General features: G+C 66.1%; 17 protein-coding genes. 15 read left to right on the top strand and 2 right to left on the bottom strand.

Annotated features, from left to right (window positions below; genetic code table 11):
• Positions 1–126: 126 nt before the first annotated feature.
• Together Tchl_RS10940 and cspE are read right to left on the bottom strand one after the other, a co-directional pair.
• Positions 127–2,055: a DEAD/DEAH box helicase gene (locus tag Tchl_RS10940; protein WP_075148442.1), complete on the bottom strand. Its 1,929-nt coding sequence runs from the start codon at positions 2,053–2,055 to the stop codon at positions 127–129.
• 183 nt (positions 2,056–2,238) lie between these two features.
• Positions 2,239–2,448, bottom strand: coding sequence for a transcription antiterminator/RNA stability regulator CspE (cspE, locus tag Tchl_RS10945; RefSeq protein ID WP_002926583.1), 210 nt, complete (start codon positions 2,446–2,448; stop codon positions 2,239–2,241).
• A 261-nt stretch (positions 2,449–2,709) separates the two neighbouring features.
• Here cspE and ylqF point away from each other — a divergent pair, with 261 nt between their 5' ends.
• The 15 genes from ylqF (at position 2,710) to pnp (ending at position 19,007) form a co-directional block, all read left to right on the top strand.
• On the top strand, positions 2,710–3,645 hold the full coding sequence (gene ylqF, locus Tchl_RS10950) for a ribosome biogenesis GTPase YlqF (protein WP_075148443.1): 936 nt from the start codon (positions 2,710–2,712) through the stop codon (positions 3,643–3,645).
• A 124-nt stretch (positions 3,646–3,769) separates the two neighbouring features.
• Entirely contained in the window at positions 3,770–4,633 is an 864-nt protein-coding gene (locus Tchl_RS10955) for a 3',5'-nucleoside bisphosphate phosphatase (protein ID WP_075148444.1), read from the top strand.
• A 112-nt stretch (positions 4,634–4,745) separates the two neighbouring features.
• Positions 4,746–5,372, top strand: a complete 627-nt coding sequence (locus Tchl_RS10960; RefSeq protein ID WP_075148445.1) for an L-threonylcarbamoyladenylate synthase — start codon at positions 4,746–4,748, stop codon at positions 5,370–5,372.
• A gap of 25 nt (positions 5,373–5,397) precedes the next feature.
• Complete coding sequence (locus Tchl_RS10965; RefSeq protein ID WP_075148446.1) at positions 5,398–6,057, top strand: site-2 protease family protein; 660 nt, start codon at positions 5,398–5,400, stop codon at positions 6,055–6,057.
• 9 nt (positions 6,058–6,066) lie between these two features.
• Complete coding sequence (locus Tchl_RS10970) at positions 6,067–7,269, top strand: tryptophan--tRNA ligase (protein ID WP_075148447.1); 1,203 nt, start codon at positions 6,067–6,069, stop codon at positions 7,267–7,269.
• Positions 7,270–7,306: 37 nt separating this feature from the next.
• Positions 7,307–8,137 carry a segregation and condensation protein A gene (locus Tchl_RS10975; protein WP_075148448.1) on the top strand — a complete coding sequence of 277 codons (831 nt, stop codon included), beginning with the start codon at positions 7,307–7,309 and terminating at the stop codon, positions 8,135–8,137.
• The gene (gene scpB, locus Tchl_RS10980; RefSeq protein ID WP_075149693.1) at positions 8,115–8,717 is read left to right on the top strand and encodes an SMC-Scp complex subunit ScpB; all 603 of its coding nucleotides are present in this window, start codon (positions 8,115–8,117) and stop codon (positions 8,715–8,717) included. The genes Tchl_RS10975 and scpB overlap by 23 nt, the downstream gene beginning before the upstream one ends.
• A complete protein-coding gene (rluB, locus tag Tchl_RS10985) occupies positions 8,665–9,828 on the top strand; it encodes a 23S rRNA pseudouridine(2605) synthase RluB (RefSeq protein ID WP_075148449.1) in 1,164 nt (387 codons plus the stop codon). Before scpB ends, rluB begins: the two co-directional genes overlap by 53 nt.
• Before the next feature lie 300 nt (positions 9,829–10,128).
• Positions 10,129–10,563, top strand: coding sequence for a ribosome maturation factor RimP (rimP, locus tag Tchl_RS10990; RefSeq protein ID WP_075148450.1), 435 nt, complete (start codon positions 10,129–10,131; stop codon positions 10,561–10,563).
• A 27-nt stretch (positions 10,564–10,590) separates the two neighbouring features.
• Positions 10,591–12,066, top strand: a complete 1,476-nt coding sequence (gene nusA, locus Tchl_RS10995; protein ID WP_075148451.1) for a transcription termination factor NusA — start codon at positions 10,591–10,593, stop codon at positions 12,064–12,066.
• 13 nt (positions 12,067–12,079) lie between these two features.
• Positions 12,080–14,938 (top strand): translation initiation factor IF-2, encoded by a 2,859-nt coding sequence (gene infB, locus Tchl_RS11000; RefSeq protein WP_075148452.1) that lies wholly within the window; start codon positions 12,080–12,082, stop codon positions 14,936–14,938.
• A gap of 3 nt (positions 14,939–14,941) precedes the next feature.
• Entirely contained in the window at positions 14,942–15,364 is a 423-nt protein-coding gene (rbfA, locus tag Tchl_RS11005; protein WP_075148453.1) for a 30S ribosome-binding factor RbfA, read from the top strand.
• Positions 15,342–16,349: a tRNA pseudouridine(55) synthase TruB gene (gene truB / locus Tchl_RS11010; RefSeq protein ID WP_075148454.1), complete on the top strand. Its 1,008-nt coding sequence runs from the start codon at positions 15,342–15,344 to the stop codon at positions 16,347–16,349. Before rbfA ends, truB begins: the two co-directional genes overlap by 23 nt.
• A gap of 96 nt (positions 16,350–16,445) precedes the next feature.
• Positions 16,446–16,715, top strand: coding sequence for a 30S ribosomal protein S15 (gene rpsO / locus Tchl_RS11015; RefSeq protein ID WP_075148455.1), 270 nt, complete (start codon positions 16,446–16,448; stop codon positions 16,713–16,715).
• Positions 16,716–16,910: 195 nt separating this feature from the next.
• Positions 16,911–19,007, top strand: a complete 2,097-nt coding sequence (gene pnp / locus Tchl_RS11020; protein WP_075148456.1) for a polyribonucleotide nucleotidyltransferase — start codon at positions 16,911–16,913, stop codon at positions 19,005–19,007.
• Positions 19,008–19,118 lie beyond the last annotated feature (111 nt).

Here is a 19,118-nt window from a genome sequence, read left to right on the forward strand (position 1 = left end):
GCATGTGGGCTGGCAGCAGGCGCATTTCGACACTCTTGTCATTCGGGCGGCGCGATGATAACGCATGGCGCCGCCGCGGTTCGTGACCGAACGCACGAATTGCTGTCATTCGGATGGGCTAAGGGCTTAGCCGCGGCGGGGAGGCTTGGGGGAACTCCGGGGCGTGCCCGGGGCCCGGGGTTTGTTGCCGGTGTGCGCTCCGCCAGGTGCCGCGTCGCGGGGCTCGAAACCGCCTTTCCCGCGTGGACGGCCTTCGCCGCCGGCCGGCGTGGCGTCGCGCGGCCGCGGCCGGCGCTCGGGCATGGAGGCTGCTTCGGCATCGCTCAGCGCGCGGATGTTGAGAGGCATCTGGCGGACGCGGGTGCGCTTCAGGGTAGCGAGCAGGTCTTCGGGCAGGCGGGCGGGCAGTTCGACCGTGGAGAAATCGTCGAACAGGTGGATCTGGCCGATGAACTTGCCCTCGATGCCGCCTTCGTTGGCGATGGCGCCGACGATCTCCTTCGGGCTCGCGCCCTGGTTGCGGCCGACCTCGATGCGGTAGCGCGCCAGGGCGCCGTCGCTGAAGGCGCGGCGGCGGGCGAGGATTTCGTCGCGGTTGGGGCGCTGTGCGCGCTCGCGCGCGGCGCCGGTGGTGAAATGTTCGGCGCGCGGTGGCCGGCCGCCTTCTGCGGAGGGGGTGGTGGCGATCTCCCAGCCGCGGCCGGATTCCTCGATCTGCAGGGGGCGGTCGCGTTGCGCCAGCAGGGCGAGGGCGGCGGCCACTTCGTGGACGTCGAGTTCGTTCTCGTCGATGAGCTCGTTGACCACGTTCATGAAAAATCCCAGCTCGCCGCCGCCCAGGGTGTCGACCACCTGGCGCTTGAACTGGGCGACGCGCAGGTTGGTGACTTCCTCGCTGCTGGGCAGCGCGATCGGGGTGATCGGCTGGCGGGTGGCGCGCTCGATCATCTTCAGCATGCGCGTCTCGCGCGGGGCGACGAACAGGATCGCCGCGCCTTCGCGGCCGGCGCGGCCGGTACGGCCGATGCGGTGCACGTAGGCTTCGGTATCGTAGGGGATGTCGTAGTTGATGACGTGGGACACGCGCGGCACGTCGATGCCGCGCGCGGCGACGTCGGTGGCGATGACGATGTCCAGCGCCCCGTTCTTCAGTTGCTCGATCACGCGCTCACGCAGACCCTGGGTCATGTCGCCGTTGAGCGCGGCGGCGGCGTAGCCGCGGGCGCTGAGCTTGTCGGCGAGCTCTTCGGTGGCGATCTTGGTGCGCACGAAGACAAGCGCGGCGTCGAAGCTCTCTTCGGCATCGAGGATGCGGGTGAGGGCGTCGAGCTTGTCCACGCCGCGCACCAGCCAGTAGCGCTGGCTGATCTTGGCCACCGTGGCGGTGGCGGAGCGGATCTTGATTTCTTCCGGTTCGTGCAGGTGGCGGCGGGCGACTTCGCGGATCACGTTCGGCATCGTTGCCGAGAACAGTGCGGTCTGGCGTTCGGCCGGGGTGTGCTCGAGGATCCATTCGACATCCTCGATGAAGCCCATGCGCAGCATCTCGTCGGCTTCGTCGAGGACGAGTGCGCGCAGGCTGTCGAGCTGAAGGCTGCCGCGTTCGAGGTGGTCCATGACCCGTCCCGGGGTGCCGACGATGATCTGGGCGCCGCGCGACAGCTGGCGCAGTTGCACGACCATGCTCTGGCCGCCGTAGATCGGCAGGACGTGGAAGTTCTTCAGGTGATGGGCGTACTTGGCGAAGGCCTCGGCGACCTGGATCGCCAACTCGCGGGTGGGAGTGAGCACCAGCACCTGCGGCCGGTTGTCGGCGAGATCGAGCCGGGCCAGCATCGGCAGGGCGAAGGCGGCGGTTTTGCCGGTGCCGGTCTGGGCTTCGCCGAGGATGTCGCGGCCGGCGAGCAGCAGTGGAATGCATGCAGCCTGGATCGGGGAGGGTGTTTCGTAGCCGACTTCGGTCAGCGCGGAGAGCAGGGGGGCGGGCAGTTCGAGGTCGGCAAAGCGCAAGGCGGCGCCGGAGGAGGGCGAGGTGGAGAGGGTAGAGTCGGTCATGGCAGGCGGGCCGTAGAAGTGGCAAAGGGCAGCAGCGCTGCGAAGCCGCGATTATCGGCGATTCGGCGCGGCAAATGAAAAAAGCGGCTCATGGCCGCAGGGCTGCGCGCCTGCATGCTTGCGGCGCCACAAAAGCAAAAACGCGGCCTCTGGCCGCGTTTCCGGATAACCGAAGCGAGTCGATTACAGCGGGCGGATGTTGGCCGCCTGCAGACCCTTCGGGCCGGTCTTGACTTCGAATTCCACACGCTGGTTTTCAGCCAGGCTCTTGAAGCCCTTGCTCTGGATTTCGGAGAAGTGGGCGAAGAGGTCGTCGCCACCGCCTTCCGGAGTGATGAAGCCGAAGCCCTTGGCGTCGTTGAACCACTTGACGGTACCGGTTTGAGTGCTCATTTGCGTTCCATATAAAAAATTGCGGGCTCGCGCCCTGAGAATGCAGGAACGATCAAGAAACGTAATCAGGAGGCATCAGACCGGCACGCGTTCTCTTGGAACACGCTGGGTAACCACCAGAACAACCACTGCTTGAATCGACTGCGAACGGCACGATACACGGTTTTCACCGCTTGGGTGAATTTATTTGCTGCGCCCGGGGAAAAATTTCTTTGACCGGGGTGGGATAATCGCAGGCTCGACAGTTCTGTGGATTTCCCCATGCCCATCCAGTGGTTTCCAGGCCATATGGCCTCGGCGCGCAAGAAAGCGGCCGAAGCCATGGCCGCGATCGACGTCGTCATCGAAGTCACCGACGCCCGTCTGCCCGAGGCCAGCAGCAACCCCATGATCGTCGAGTTGCGCCGGTTTCGTAATCGCCCTTGTCTGAAGCTGCTGAACAAGTCCGATCTGGCCGATCCGGTAGCGACCAGCGCGTGGATGGACTTCTACAACCGTCAGCCGGGGGTCAGGGCGGTGGCGATCTCGGCCAAGAATGCGGCCGAGGTTGCCCGCGTCCCGGCGCTGTGCCGGCAGCTTGCACCACACCGCGACGACGGCACCAAGCCGCTGCGGATGATGATCATGGGCATTCCCAATGTCGGCAAATCGACGCTGATGAATGCCCTGCTCAAGCGCAAGGTGGCGAAGGTCGGCGACGAGCCGGCGGTGACCAAGCACCAGCAGACGCTCGACCTGGGGCCGGGAATGACGCTGACCGACACTCCCGGCATGATGTGGCCGAAAATCGACTACGACGCCGACGGCTACATGCTTGCCGCCAGCCATGCGATCGGGCGCAATGCAGTGATCGACGAGGAAGTGGCGGCCTTTCTGGGCGAAATCCTGATTGCGCGCTACCTGCCCCTGCTCGCTGCGCGCTACCGGCTCGAACCGGCAATGCTGGCCGGTTTCGACGGTCCGGCTCTGGTAGAGGCAGTCGGCCGCCGCCGCGGCTGCCTGGTGAAGGGCGGCGGGCTGGACCTGGAAAAGGCGGCGCAGATCCTGCTCCAGGATTACCGCGACGGCGTGCTGGGCCGGATCAGCCTGGAAACGCCACAGACACGCGCGCAGATGATCGCTGCTGCCGATGCGGCGCGGGCCGCGGCCCGGGGCCCGGATGGCGCCGCGCCGGATGCCGGCAGCGTTGCCGGCTGAAGGCAGCCGGCGCGGCAATGGCGGAGCTCGTCGCGGCAGCGGCCTCGCTGGTGGGCGCTCGCTGGCGAGGGCGGGGCTGCCAGTTTGCTATCATTGCAACGAACAGACTTCGATATCGCGACCGATGACCCCCTTGCCGGCAGCTGCGCTGCACGCCATCAATGCCGATCTGCACTGCCATTCCACCGTGTCCGACGGCTGGCTGGAGCCGGAGGCAGTGGTGCTGCGCGCACTCGGCAATGGCGTGGAGTTGCTCGCCCTGACCGATCACGACGAGGTCGGCGGCATCGACGCCGCGGCCAGGGTGGCGGCGGCACACGGCTTGCGCTTCGTGCCGGGAGTGGAAATTTCGGTGTCCTTCGCCGGGGAAACCATCCACATCGTCGGCCTCGGTATCGATCATCATCATCCTGCGCTGAGCGCGGGGCTGGCACAGGTGCGGGAGGGGCGCGATGCGCGTGCGGTGCGGATGGGCGAAGCCCTCGAGCGCGCCGGAATTCGCGATGCACTTGCCGGTGCCCGCCGCTTTGCACGCAATCCGGCCCTGCTGAGTCGAGCCCACTTCGCCCGCCACCTGGTGGCGAGCGGGGTGATGCCCGACGTCAGGACCGTGTTCGACCACTATCTGGTACGCGGCAAGCCCGGCTTCGTCGACCACCAGTGGGCAACGCTGGAACAGGCGGTGGGCTGGATCCGGGCTGCCGGCGGCATCGCGGTGGTCGCCCATCCGGCCCGTTACCGCCTGTCCGCGGCCGACCTCGTGCGCCTTTTCGACCGTTTTGTCGCCGCCGGGGGCGAGGCGGTCGAAGTCGTCTCGGGGGCGCACACCGAGGACGAGATGCGCCGCTTCGCCACGGTCGCGCGCCAGCGCGGCTTGCTCGCTTCGCGCGCGTCGGATTTCCACGGTGAAAAGGAAAGCGCGGTCGATCTCGGGCGCTGCAACCCTCTTCCTCCCGATCTCGAGCCGGTGTGGTCGCGCCTGCTGTAAGGGCGGGTCCGTGCCGCCGGTCTGCCCGGGAAGGCCTTTTTCCACCCCGCCGCCGATCCGCTTCACCCGTGACCGGCCGCATGCGCACCGTCCCGCAATCAACAACACGACCATGACACAGTTCTTCACCCTCCATCCCGAGCAGCCGCAGCCGCGCTTGCTTCGCCAGGCCGCGGAAATCATCCGCGATGGTGGCCTGGTGGTGCTGCCGACCGATTCGGCCTACGCCCTCGGCTGCCAGATCGGCGATGCCGGCGTGCTCGATCGCATCCGGCGCATCCGCGCGGTCGATGAGCGCCACCATTTCACCCTGATGTGCCGCGACCTGTCCGAGATCGCCACCTATGCCCGGGTGGACAACCGCCAGTACCGCCTGCTCAAGGCGACCACGCCCGGTCCTTACACCTTCATCCTCGAAGGCACCAAGGAGCTCCCCCGCCGCGTCCTGCACCCCAAGCGCAAGACGATCGGTCTGCGCGTGCCCGAGCATGCCGTGGTATCGGCGCTGCTTGCCGAGCTCGACGGCCCCTTGCTGACCTCCACCCTGATCCTGCCCGGCGAGGACTTGCCGCTGAGCGACATCGATGAAATCCGCGAGCGTCTGGACAAGCAGGTCGACCTCGTCATCGAAGCCGGTTACTGCGGGCCGGAGGCGACCACCGTGATCGATCTCACTTCGGGGGCGCCCGAGCTGATCCGGGCCGGGCGCGGTCCGCTCGGACCCTTCGGGCTAGAATGAGCGCTTTATTGCCGCCGATTCCGTCATGGATGCGCTGATTCCGACCCTGGCCATCTGGGCCCTGCCGGTGCTGCTGGCGATCACCCTGCACGAGGCGGCGCACGGCTATGTTGCGCGCCACTTCGGCGACCCGACAGCGCATCTGGCCGGGCGGATCACGCTCAATCCGCTGCGCCACATCGATCCGGTCGGCACCGTACTGGTGCCGGTCGGCATCCTTGCGTTGAGTACCTTGATGGGCGGGGGCGGCATCCTCTTTGGCTGGGCCAAGCCGGTGCCGGTGAATTTCGGCCGCCTGCGCAGTCCCAAGGCCGACATGCTGTGGGTGGCGGCAGCGGGGCCGTTCACCAATCTGCTGATGGCGCTCGGCTGGGCACTCTTGTTCCGCATCGCCGTTTCCGCCGAGCCGGGCGCTTATTCGCTGGCGATGCTGAAAATGGCCGATGCGGGTATCCAGATCAACGCCGTGCTGATGGTGCTGAACCTGCTGCCGATCCCGCCGCTCGACGGCGGACGGATCGCGGTCAGCCTGCTGCCGGACCGCTTCGCCTGGCGTTTCGCCCGGCTCGAACCGTACGGTTTCCCGATCCTGCTCGTGCTGTTGTTTACCGGCATCCTCGGCGCCATCCTGTGGCCGCTGATCGCCGGCTTCCGCTACCTGCTCTCCCTCGTCTTCGGTCTCTGACTTCCGCCCATGTACGCAGAACGCGTCCTTTCCGGCATGCGCCCCAGCGGCCGCCTGCATCTCGGCCACTATCACGGCGTCCTCAAGAACTGGGTGAAGCTGCAGGAGGAATATCCCTGCCTGTTCTTCGTCGCCGACTGGCACGCGCTGACCACTCATTACGACACGCCGCAGGTGATCGCGGACCATGTCTGGGACATGGTGATCGATTGGCTCGCGGCCGGCGTCGACCCCGCCCAGTCCACCCTCTTCATCCAGTCCCGCGTGCCCGAGCATGCCGAGTTGCACCTGCTGCTGTCGATGATGACGCCGCTCGGCTGGCTCGAGCGTGTGCCGAGCTGGAAGGAGCAGCAGGAAAGGCTGGAGGGGCGCGACCTGTCGACCTACGGCTTTCTCGGCTATCCCTTGCTCCAGTCGGCCGACATTCTGCTCTACCGCGCCGACAAGGTGCCGGTGGGCGAGGACCAGGTGCCGCATGTCGAGATCACGCGCGAAATCGCCCGCCGCTTCAACCATCTTTACGGGCGTGAGGCCGGCTTCGAGGACAAGGCGAAAGAGGCGGTGAAAAAGCTCGGCGCCAAGCGCGCGCGCCTTTATCAGGAGCTGCGCACCCGCTTCCAGCAAGAAGGTGACGACGATGCGCTGGAGCAGGCCAAGGCCCTCCTCGATGAAACCCAGAATCTGAGCCTGGGGGACCGCGAGCGCCTCTACGGCTATCTCGAAGGCAGCGGCAAGATGATCCTGGTCGAGCCCGAGACCCTGCTGACCCCGGCGGCGCGCATGCCCGGGCTGGATGGGCAGAAGATGTCCAAGTCCTACGCCAACACGATCAACCTGCGCGAGGACGCCGACAGCGTCACGCGCAAGATCCGCACCATGCAGACCGACCCGGCGCGGATGCGGCGCACCGACCCGGGCGACCCGGAGCGCTGCCCGGTGTGGCCGCTGCATGCGATCTATTCGGACGAAGCCACCCTGGCCTGGGTGCAGCAGGGTTGCCGCAGCGCCGGGATCGGCTGCCTGGAGTGCAAGCAGCCCCTGCTCGAGGCCATCCTCGACGAACAGGAAATTCTGCACGAACGGGCCCAACCCTATCTCGACGATCCCGCGTTGGTGCGCAGCATTCTTGCCGACGGCTGCGAACGTGCGCGCAAGCTGGCGCAGGAAACCATGCGCGACGTGCGTGAGGCGATGGGCCTGGATTACGGCTGATGGGCAGGCCGATGCGCCGTCACCGGGCGGGACGCCGATGAGCCTGCCGTTGCCGCTGGCTCCCCCCGAAACCGCCGCGACGCTGGATGCGTTCGCCCGCATCTACGGCGAACCCCTGCTCGAACTGCCCAAAGACCTGTATATTCCGCCCGATGCGCTGCAGGTGTTCCTCGATGCGTTCGAGGGGCCGCTGGATTTGCTGCTGTACCTGATCCGCAAGGCCAATCTCGACGTGCTCGACATTCCGATGGCGCCGCTCACCGCGCAGTACCTGGAATACGTCGAGGCGATGCGGGCCACGAATCTGGAGCTGGCTGCCGAATATCTGCTGATGGCGGCGATGCTGCTCGAAATCAAGTCGCGCATGCTGCTGCCGCGGCCGCCGCGCGAGCATGCCGAAGAGGGCGACCCGCGCGCCGAATTGGTGCGCCGCCTGCTCGAATACGAGCAGATGAAGTTCGCTGCCGCACGGCTCGACTCGCTGCCGCGGGTCGAGCGCGATTTCGAATGGGTGGGGGTGTTCGTCGCCGAGAAAGTGGTCGAACGCCTGCCCGAGGTCAGCCTGCACGACCTGCAGCTGGCATGGCTGCGGATCATGAAGAAGGCCCGGCTCAACCAGCATCACCGCGTCGGCCGCGAGCAGCTGTCGGTGCGCGAGCTCATGGCGGCGATCCTGCGCAAGCTGGGCGATGGCGCCTTCGTGGCGTTCGACACCTTGTTCGATGCGCAGCTCGGGCCGTCGGGGCTGGTGGTGAGCTTTCTCGCCGTGCTCGAGCTGGTGAAGGAAAGGCTGGTCGAAGTGACTCAGAACGAGGCTTTTGCGCCGATCTACGTGAAACTCGCCGATGCCAGCCGCAACGACACCTGAGGCCTACCTGCGCATCGTCGAAGCGGCGCTGTTCGCCGCACCGGCGCCGTTGCCCGTGTCCGAGCTGCGTCGCTTGTTCGACGAGGATCCCGGGGCGGAACTGGTGCGCCGCCTGCTCGATACCTTGTGTGCGGAGTGGCGCAGCGCCGGACGCGGCATCGAGCTGGTGCAACTGGCCAGCGGCTGGCGCTTCCAGACGCGGGCGCAGTACCAGGTTTATCTGGACCGGCTGAAGGAGGAAAGGCCGCCGCGTTATTCGCGAGCGGTGATGGAAACCCTGGCGATCATCGCTTACCGCCAGCCGGTCACCCGGGGCGACATCGAGGATATCCGCGGCGTGGCGGTGTCGCCGAACATCTTGAAGACGCTGGAATCGCGCGGCTGGGTCGATGTCGTCGGTCATCGCGACACGCCCGGCCGGCCGGCCTTGCTCGCCACCACCCGGCGCTTCCTCGACGACATGGGGTTGCGCAGCCTGACCGAGCTGCCGGCGCTCACCGAAATCGAAAAAATCATGGACTTAGTCGATGTCTCGCAAAACGAACCGGCCCCTGCGCCCACCCCTGAAGAAGAAGTCTGACACGATCGAGATTCTCGATCACGAGCCGCGGCCGGGGCGCGCGGTCCGCCGCGAAGGCCCGGCCCATGCTGACGGGGACGCCCAGCCGCGCCACAAGGACGCCCATCTCAATGCCGATCCGCGTGGGCCGCGGGCGCCGCGTCCGGGTACGGCGGGCAGGGGGCAGGGCCGCAGCCAGGACGATCCGGTGCGCCGGCCCGATGCCCATCATTCCGCCCTCGGCCAGCCCGAACGTGGCGAGCGTGCGCCGCGGGGCCGCAGTCAGGGGAGCGGGCGCGCGGCGCCGACCACCCTGAGCGAGCCGGAGCGGCTGCAGAAGGTGCTGGCCCAGGCCGGCGTCGCCTCCCGGCGCGAGATCGAGGAGTGGGTGGTGGCCGGGCGCATTTCGGTCAACGGCCTGCCGGCTGCGCTGGGGCAGAAGATTGGCCCGGGTGATCGGGTCAAGGTCAACGGCAAGCTGATTCCGCTGCGCTTCACCCAGCGTTCGCCGCGCGTGCTGATGTACCACAAGCCCGAGGGCGAGATCGTCTCGCGCGACGACCCGGAAGGCCGTCCCACCGTGTTCGAGCGCCTGCCGCTGCTGCGCAAGGGGCGCTGGCTGGCGGTCGGGCGGCTCGACTTCAACACTTCCGGCCTGCTGTTGTTCACCAACGACGGCGATCTTGCCAACAAGCTGATGCACCCGCGCTACGAGCTCGAGCGCGAATATGCGGTGCGCCTCCTCGGCGAGCTGACCGAGGAGCAGGCGAAGTCGCTGACCGAGGGCGTTCAGCTCGAAGACGGCCCGGCGAAATTCACCAACCTGCGTGACGAGGGGGGGGAAGGGGCCAATCACTGGTACCGGGTGACGATCTCCGAGGGCCGCAACCGCGAGGTGCGGCGCATGTTCGAGGCGGTCGGCCTGACCGTCAGCCGGCTGATGCGGGTGCGCTACGGCAGCGTCGAGCTTCCCGCCCGCCTCAAACGTGGGATGTGGATGGAAATGCCGGAGGCCGATGCCTGCCGCCTCGCCGATCTGCCCGTGCCCCAGGGGCGCAGCCAGGACGAGCGCGCCAAGCGCCCGGCCAAGCTGCACCGCACCCAGCCTCGCAGTGCCCCGAAAATGCGCTGATCGGCGATGCCAGCCCCCGCCCGTTGGTTTTCCGCGGCTGGGGCGTGGGGGTTTTTCCCGCTGTTTCCAGAACAGGCCGTTGACTTGCGACGGTTTGCCTGGACAGCGGCTTTCGCGCTATAATCTCAAAGCTTTGATGAGTGGCTTTATGGCTGCGCGCTTCAGCTGCCGCCGACCTCGTCAGTTATCCGGTTGTGGGCAGTGGCGTGTTTCCGGCGGGGTCAATCGTTTGATGGGCGTTTCGCCCATTTTTTATTTGTGGCGCCAGTCGCGGCGCCGGTGAAAGAGCGGGTTGAGTGCATGCGTGCAGAAGTCGAGCAACTGATCGAGCAGGTGGTGAGCGGTCTCGGGTACGAACTCGTCGATGTCGAGTTTTCTCCCAAGGGCCGGCTGCTGCGGGTGTTCCTCGATATCGAGCGTGGCATCACGGTGGATGACTGCGCCACGGTGAGCAACCAGCTGCAGCGCGTGTTCGAGGTCGAAAACGTCGATTACGACCGCCTCGAGGTGTCGTCGCCCGGACTCGATCGCCCGCTCAGGAAACTCGCCGACTTCGAACGTTTTACCGGTAGCGAGGCCCAGGTACGCCTTTCGCTGCCGATCGGCAACCAGCGCAATTTCGTGGGTGTGATCGAAGGAGTGCGCGATGCTGCGGTAGCGCTCGCCACCGAGAAAGGCGAAGTGCTGCTGCCTTTCGATGACATCGAGAAGGCACGCCTTGTACCCAAATTTTAAGACTGTGGATGTGGAGGTATTCTTGAAATGAGCCGCGAGATCCTGCTGCTTGTTGATGCGCTGGCGCGCGAGAAGAACGTCGCCAGGGACATCGTTTTTGCCGCGCTCGAAACCGCGCTGGCCTCCGCCACCAAGAAGCGCATCCATGACGACGCCGACGTGGTGGTGTCGATCGATCGCGAGACCGGGGACTACACCTCGCGCCGGCGCTGGCTGGTGATGCTCGACGAGGACGTGACCAACGACGAGGCCGAGATGGGCATCATCGATGCGCGCGAACTCGATCCGGACATCCAGCTCGGCGACTATATCGAGGAAGCGCTCGAGCCGATCGACTTCGGTCGCATCGGTGCGCAGGCGGCCAAGCAGGTGATCCTGCAGCGCATCCGCGACGCCGAGCGCGAACAGGTGCTCAACGACTTCCTCGAGCGCAAGGAATTCCTCGTTTCCGGCTCGATCAAGCGCATGGAGCGCGGCAGCGCGATCATCGAAGTGGGGCGCATGGAAGCGGTCCTGCCGCGGGATCAGCAGATTCCGCGCGAGAACCTGCGCGTGGGCGACCGGATCAAGGCCTTCCTGCTCAAGATCGATCGCGGCGCCCGCGGTCCGCAGCTGATTCTGTCGCGCACCGCCCCCGAATTCCTGATGAAGCTGTTCGAGCTCGAAGTCCCCGAAATCGAGGACGGCCTGCTCGAACTCAAGGCCTGCGCCCGCGACCCCGGGCTGCGCGCCAAGATCGCGGTCAAATCGAACGATCCGCGCATCGACCCGATCGGCACCTGCGTCGGCCTGCGCGGTTCGCGTGTCACCGCGGTGCGCAACGAAATCGGCGGCGAGCAGATCGACATCATCGTGTGGGCGGCCGACCCTGCCCAGTTCGTGGTCGCTGCGTTGCAGCCGGCCGAAGTGGTCTCGATCGTCGTCGACGAGGAAGCGCACGCGATGGATGTCGTCGTCGACGAGAACAATCTGGCGATCGCCATCGGCCGCAACGGCCAGAACGTCAAGCTCGCTTCCGAGCTCAGCGGGTGGACGATCAACCTGATGAGCGAGCAGGAGTCGGCGGAAAAGACCGCTCAGGAGCAGCAGGGGCTGCGTGCGCTGTTCATGGCAAAACTGGACGTCGACGAGGACATCGCCGACATCCTGATCGAGGAGGGTTTTTCCTCGCTCGAAGAAGTCGCCTACGTACCGCTGGCCGAGATGCTCGACATCGAGGCTTTCGACGAAGACACGGTAAACGAGCTGCGCAACCGCGCTCGCAACGTGTTGCTGACCGAGGCGATCGTCACCGAAGAGCAGCTGGAGAACGTCTCCGACGATCTGCTCAATCTCGAAGGCATGGAGAAATCCCTTGCCGCAACCCTGGCCCAGAAGGGCATTCGTACCCGTGATGATCTTGCCGACCTTGCGGTCGACGAGCTGGTCGAGATGGCCGGGATCGACGAAGAAAGAGCCAAGGCGCTGATTTCCGTTGCGCGCGCCCATTGGTTCGAAGAATGATGGGAGGGCAGTAATGGAACAAATGAGCGTGACCCAGTTTGCCGGCGAACTGAAAATGCCGGCCGCGGCGCTGCTCGAGCAGTTGAAGCGTGCGGGCGTGGAAAAAACCGGCCCCGCCGATCTGCTCACCGAACAGGACAAGGCGAGGCTGCTCGAATACCTGCGCCGGGCGCATGGCGATGTCCAGCCCAAGGGCAAGATCACCCTGACCCGCAAGCAGACGACCGAAATCCGTGCGACCGACTCGACCGGCCGTGCGCGCACGGTCCAGGTCGAAGTGCGCAAGAAGCGCACCTTCGTCAAGCGCGATGAACTCCAGGGGGAGGCGGGCGCCGAGGTGAGCGAGCTGGCTGCCGCGCCCGAGTCGCAGCTGGCCGCACCGGAGCCGGCCGAAGAGGTGTTCGAGGCGCCGCAGGCGGAGCCTGTGGCTGAAAGTCCTGTGCAGGCAAGCGCCGATGAGCCGGTGCCCGAAGTCCAGGAAGCGGCGCCGGTCGAGGCGGCGAAGGCCGAGCCTGCCGCCGCTTCCGAGGCGGTTGCCGTCGAACCGGCACCGGCGGAAGCCTCCGCCGGCGGCAAAGGCGCGGCCGTGCCTGCCGCCGAGCCGCCCCCCGCAGCGCCGACAACGACCATTGTGCTTAGCAGGCCGCTGCCGCTCAGCGAGATTCTCGGCGACGAAGAAATCGCCGCCCGCAAGCGCGATGAAGATCGCCTGCGCGCCTTGAAAGAGCGCCAGGCGGCCGATCTGCGCGCACGCCAGGAGCGCGAGGCGGCGGCGCGGGCTGCAGCTGAAGCCCGCCGTGCCGAAGAAGAAGCCCGTATCCGTGCCGAGCAGCAGAAAAAGGAAGAGCCGGCGAAGCCGGCCAAATCCACTACCGGCACGCTGCACCGGCCGGCGAAGACCGAAGACAAGCCGGCCGTCAGCCGCGACGCGCGGCGCACTCCAGCGGCCCCGGCGCGTGAGGCCGACAGCGGCAGCAAACGTCGTGGCGGCCTGAAGACGCGCGGCGAAGTGGGCGCGACCACGGGCAGCAACTGGCGTGGAGCGGGCAAGGGGGGCGGTCGTCACGGCCGCCATCAGGAAGACCGCTCGTCGTTCCAGGCGCCGACCGAACCCATCGTGCGCGAAGTCCATGTGCCCGAGACCATCACCGTCGCCGATCTCGCCCACAAGATGGCGGTGAAGGCGACCGAGGTCATCAAGACATTGATGAAGATGGGCTCGATGGTCACGATCAACCAGGTGCTCGACCAGGAAACCGCGATGATCGTGGTCGAGGAAATGGGTCACAAGGCGCTCGCCGCCAAGCTCGACGACCCTGATGCCTTCCTCGAGGAAAATGAGGAGCTCAAGGATGCCGAGCTGCTGCCGCGTGCGCCGGTGGTCACGGTCATGGGCCACGTCGACCACGGCAAGACCTCGCTGCTCGACTACATCCGCACGGCGAAGGTCGCGGCGGGCGAATTCGGCGGCATCACCCAGCACATCGGCGCGTATCACGTCGAGACCGCACGCGGCATGCTCACCTTCCTCGACACCCCGGGCCACGAGGCGTTCACCGCGATGCGTGCGCGCGGCGCCAAGGCCACCGACATCGTCATCCTGGTGGTGGCGGCCGATGACGGCGTGATGCCGCAGACGCGCGAGGCGATCCACCATGCCAAGGCGGCCGGTGTGCCGCTGGTGGTGGCGATCAACAAGATCGACAAGCCCGATGCCAGCCCCGAGCGCGTCACCCAGGAACTGATTGCCGAGTCCGTGATTCCCGAAGCCTACGGCGGCGACGTGATGTTCGTGCCGGTGTCGGCGAAGAAGGGCACCGGCATCGACGAACTGCTCGAGGCCGTGCTGCTGCAGGCCGAAGTGCTGGAATTGACCGCTGCGGTCGACACTCCGGCGAAGGGTCTGATCATCGAAGCCCGTCTCGACAAGGGGCGTGGCCCGGTGGCTTCGCTGCTGGTGCAGTCGGGCACCCTGAGGAAGGGCGACGTGCTGCTTGCCGGCGCGACCTTCGGCCGCATCCGCGCGATGCTCGACGAGAACGGCAAGCAGATCGACGAGGCCGGCCCCTCGATCCCGGTCGAGGTCCTCGGCCTGTCCGATGTCCCGGCTGCGGGCGACGAGGCGATCGCACTCGTCGACGAGAAGAAGGCGCGCGAAATCGCCCTCTTCCGCCAGGGCAAGTTCCGCGATGTCAAGCTCGCCAAGCAGCAGGCAGCCAAGCTCGAGAGCATGTTCGAGCAGATGAGCGAAGGTGAGGTCAAGACCCTGGCGCTGATCATCAAGGCCGACGTCCAGGGCTCGCAGGAAGCCCTCGTGCAGTCGCTGCAGAAGTTGTCCACCGACGAGGTACGGGTCAACGTGATCCACGCCGCGGTGGGGGCGATTTCCGAATCCGACGTCAACCTGGCGCAGGCCTCGGGCGCCGTCATCATCGGCTTCAACACCCGCGCCGATGCCGGTGCGCGCAAGCTGGCCGAGAGTTTCGACGTCGATATCCGCTACTACAACATCATCTACGATGCGGTCGATGAGGTGAAGGCGGCGCTGTCCGGCATGCTTGCCCCCGAGAAACGCGAAGAAATCACCGGTCTGGTCGAAATCCGCCAGGTGTTCACGATTTCCAGGATCGGCTCGATCGCCGGTTGCTACGTGCTCGAAGGGGTGGTGCGGCGCAATTCGCATATCCGCCTGCTGCGCAACCACACGGTGGTGTGGACCGGCGAACTCGAATCGCTCAAGCGCTTCAAGGACGACGTCAAGGAAGTCAAGTTCGGCTACGAGTGCGGCCTCCAGCTCAGGAACTACAACGACATCAAGGAAGGCGACCAGCTCGAGGTGTTCGAGATCAAGGAAGTGGCGAGGACGCTGTAGACGATGCCCAAGGAGTATTCCCGCAGCCAGCGCGTGGTGGAGCAGATCCGCCGCGAGCTGGCCGAGCTGATCCGGCTCGAAGTGAAGGATCCGCGCGTCGGCTTCATCACCCTGACCGATGTCGAGATCACGCCCGATTACGCTCACGCCAAGGTGTTCTTCACCTCGATGACCGGTGCCGGCGATGTCCCCGAAATCCTCCAGGGCCTGCGCCGTGCGAGCGGTTTCCTGCGCCGCGAGCTGGGCCGGCGGATCCGCATCCACACCATTCCCGAGCTCCATTTCCAGTACGACCGCTCGGTCGAGGAAGGCGCACGCCTTTCGCAGCTGATCGACGAGGTGGTTCGCGAGGACGAAGCGCGCCACCAGGACGACGGCGTTACGGGGCCGGATTCCGCCAGTGATGACGACGGCAAGCGCGGCTGAGGCCGGGGCGGCGACTCCGGGTGCCGACGCTTCGCGCCCGCGCCGGGCGAAGCAGCCGCAGCGCAAGATCGTGCGCCGGGTGGTCGACGGCGTGCTGCTGCTCGACAAGCCGCAGGGGCTGAGTTCCAATACCGCGCTGCAGGCCGCGCGCCGCCTGTTCCGTGCTGCGAAGGCCGGCCACACCGGGACCCTCGATCCGATGGCAAGCGGGCTGTTGCCGCTGACCTTCGGTGAAGCGACGAAGTTCTCGCAGATGTTGCTCGATGCCGACAAGACCTACGAGGCGGTCGTGCAACTCGGCGTCGAAACCGATTCGGGCGACGCCGACGGCGTGGTCATCGCCACCCGTCCGGTGGCGGTCGGGCTGGCGCAGCTGGAGGCCGTGCTCGCACGCTTTCGCGGTGAGATCGAGCAGATCCCCCCGATGTATTCCGCGCTCAAGCGCGACGGCAAGGCCTTGTACGAATACGCCCGGGCCGGCATCGAGCTCGAGCGCGCGCCGCGCCGGGTGTGCATACATGCGCTCGATCTGCTCTCCTTCGATGGCGATCGGTTAATTTTTCGCGTCGCCTGCAGCAAGGGCACCTACATTCGCAGCCTGGCGATGGATATCGGCACCACGCTCGGTTGCGGTGCCCACCTGTGCGGACTGCGGCGCACCGTGATCGGCCGCTTCCGGGTCGATGAAGCGGTCACCCTGGCGCAGCTCGAAGCTGCAGCCGAAGACGATCGCGGCCGCCTGCTCGCCCCGGTCGATGCGCTGGTGGCGGAGTTCCCTGCGCTCGAACTCGATGCCGACGCCGCCAGCGGGCTGCTGCAGGGGCGTGTGCTGAGTCTGGCCACAGGCGCTCCCGGCGAGGCCGGGAAAATATTGCGCGTGTATGGGCCTGGCGGTTTTCTCGGCCTCGGACAGTGGCAGGCCGACGGTCGGCTCGCGCCGCGCCGCCTGATCGCGACCGGCGGCGAGCGCCAGGGCGGTGCTTGAGGTTCGCGCGCGCGCACGATTTCGATTGAGTTTATGGTGCCGCTATGGGTATAATCCGCGGCTTCTGATTGGCAGAAAATACGAGTAAAGACACACATGGCTCTTGATACCGCATCCAAGTCGAAGATCGTCTCCGACTTCCAGCGCGCCCAAGGCGACACCGGTTCGCCGGAAGTCCAGGTCGCGCTCCTGACCGCCCGCATCAACGGGCTCGCCCCCCACTTCAAGGAGCACGGCAAGGATCATCACTCCCGCCGCGGGCTGCTGAAGATGGTCAGCCAGCGCCGCAAGCTGCTGGATTACCTGAAGGGTCGCAACGCCGACAGCTATCGCAATCTGATCGAGCGTCTCGGCCTGCGCAAGTAATTGCCGCCCGTGACCAGCCCGACAGTGCCGATCAGGGCGAAGTAAGCCAGGAAAGCCGGTGTGTGCCCAGGCGGCCGCACCGGCTTTTTGCCGTTTGGCGTCCGGGTCCGACGCCGCCTTTCCGCGCTGCCCCTCTCAGGGAAGGGCGCGGCATGCAGTTGTAGTCCGCTGCAATCAACGATAAAGGAATTCATCTTGCCTACTGCAATCAAGAAAACTTTCGCCTACGGCGCGCATACCGTCACCCTGGAAACCGGCGAAGTCGCCCGCCAGGCCGGCGGCGCAGTCATCGTCAACATGGACGAGACCGTGGTGCTGGCCACCGTGGTCGGCGCCAAGGAAGCCCGCCCGGGGCAGGACTTCTTCCCGCTCACCGTCGACTACGTCGAAAAGTTCTACGCCGCGGGGCGCATCCCCGGCGGCTTCTTCAAGCGCGAAGGGCGGCCGAGCGAGAAGGAAATCCTCACCTCGCGCCTGATCGACCGCCCGATCCGCCCGCTCTTTCCCGATGGCTTCATGAATGAAGTCCAGGTCATCATCACCGTGCTGTCGCTGAACCCCGAGATCGACTCCGATATCCCGGCGATGCTCGGCGCTTCGGCCGCGCTGGCGATTTCCGGCCTGCCATTCAATGGCCCGGTCGGCGCTGCGCGCGTCGGTTACCTCGACGGCCAGTACGTCCTCAACCCGACCGCCACCGAACTGCAGGCGAGCCAGATGAACCTGGTCGTGGCCGGTACCCAGACTGCGGTGCTGATGGTCGAGTCCGAGGCCCAGGAGCTGCCCGAAGACGTCATGCTCGGCGCCGTGGTGTTCGGTCACGAGCAGATGCAGACCGCGATCAATGCGATCAACGCGTTGGTCGAAGTCGCCGGCAAGCCCGAGTGGGACTGGCAGGCGGCGCTGGCCAACGAGGCGCTGATCGCCAGGGTCACCGAGCTCGCCAAGGCCGAGATGGAAGAAGCCTTCCGCATCACCAGCAAGCAGGAACGCTCGGCGCGTCTGTCCGAGATCCGCAAGCGGGTGATCGCACAACTCACCGACGGGGTGGAGAACGCGCCCTCGGTCAATGAGCTCAAGGACATCTTCTTCAACCTCGAGTCGGGCATCGTGCGCAGCCGCATCCTCAACGGTGAGCCGCGTATCGACGGGCGCAACACGCGCACCGTGCGCCCGATCGAGATCCGCACCGGGGTGCTGCCGCGCACCCACGGCTCGGCACTGTTTACCCGTGGTGAGACCCAGGCCCTGGTCGTGGCCACGCTCGGCACCGGCCGCGACGAACAGATCATCGATGCCATCGCCGGCGAGTACCGCGAGCGCTTCCTGCTCCACTACAACTTCCCGCCGTTCTGCACCGGCGAAACCGGCCGCTTCGGCATCACCAAGCGCCGCGAAGTCGGCCATGGCCGACTCGCCAAGCGTTCGCTGGTGGCGATGCTGCCCAAGCCCGAAGAGTTCTCCTACACCGTGCGCGTGGTTTCCGAGATCACCGAGTCCAACGGCTCCTCGTCGATGGCCTCCGTCTGCGGTGGCTCGCTCGCCATGATGGACGCCGGCGTGCCGCTCAAGAACCACGTCGCCGGCATCGCGATGGGCCTGATCAAGGACGGCAACCGCTTCGCCGTGCTGACCGACATCCTGGGCGACGAGGACCACCTCGGCGACATGGACTTCAAGGTCGCGGGCACCGAGAACGGCATCACCGGCCTGCAGATGGACATCAAGATCCAGGGCATCACCAAGGAGATCATGCACGCCGCGCTCGAGCAGGCCAAGGAAGGCCGCCTGCACATCCTCGGCCTGATGCAGCAGTCGCTGGGCAGCAGCCGCGGCGAGGTCTCGGAGTACGCGCCGCGCATGATCAACATGAAGATCAACCCCGAGAAGATCCGCGATGTGATCGGCAAGGGCGGTGCGGTAATCCGTGCGCTGCAGGAAGAGACCGGCACCGTGATCGAGATCGAGGACGACGGTGCGATCAAGATCTCGTCGGTGAGCGCCGAAGGTGCGCAGGCGGCGAAGGCAAAGATCGAGGCGATCACCGCCGAGGTCGAGATCGGCAAGATCTACGAAGGTACGGTGGTGCGGTTGCTCGATTTCGGTGCGATTGTCAACATCATGCCGGGACGCGACGGCCTGCTGCACGTTTCCCAGATCGCCAACGAGCGGGTGAATAATGTCTCCGACTACGTCAAGGAAGGCCAGTCGGTGCGCGTCAAGGTGCTCGAGACCGACGAGCGCGGCAAGATCCGTCTGAGCATGAAGGCGCTGCTGAGCGAAAACGCCTGACCGCCCGGGTGGGGCCGGATCTTCGCCGCCCGGGCTTTACGGGCGGCGGTTCCCCTTCGGACACATGAAGCACACATGAAAAAAGGACGCTGCCGCGTCCTTTTTTCATTG

The sequence above is a fragment of the Thauera chlorobenzoica genome (assembly GCF_001922305.1).
GTDB lineage: Bacteria > Pseudomonadota > Gammaproteobacteria > Burkholderiales > Rhodocyclaceae > Thauera > Thauera chlorobenzoica.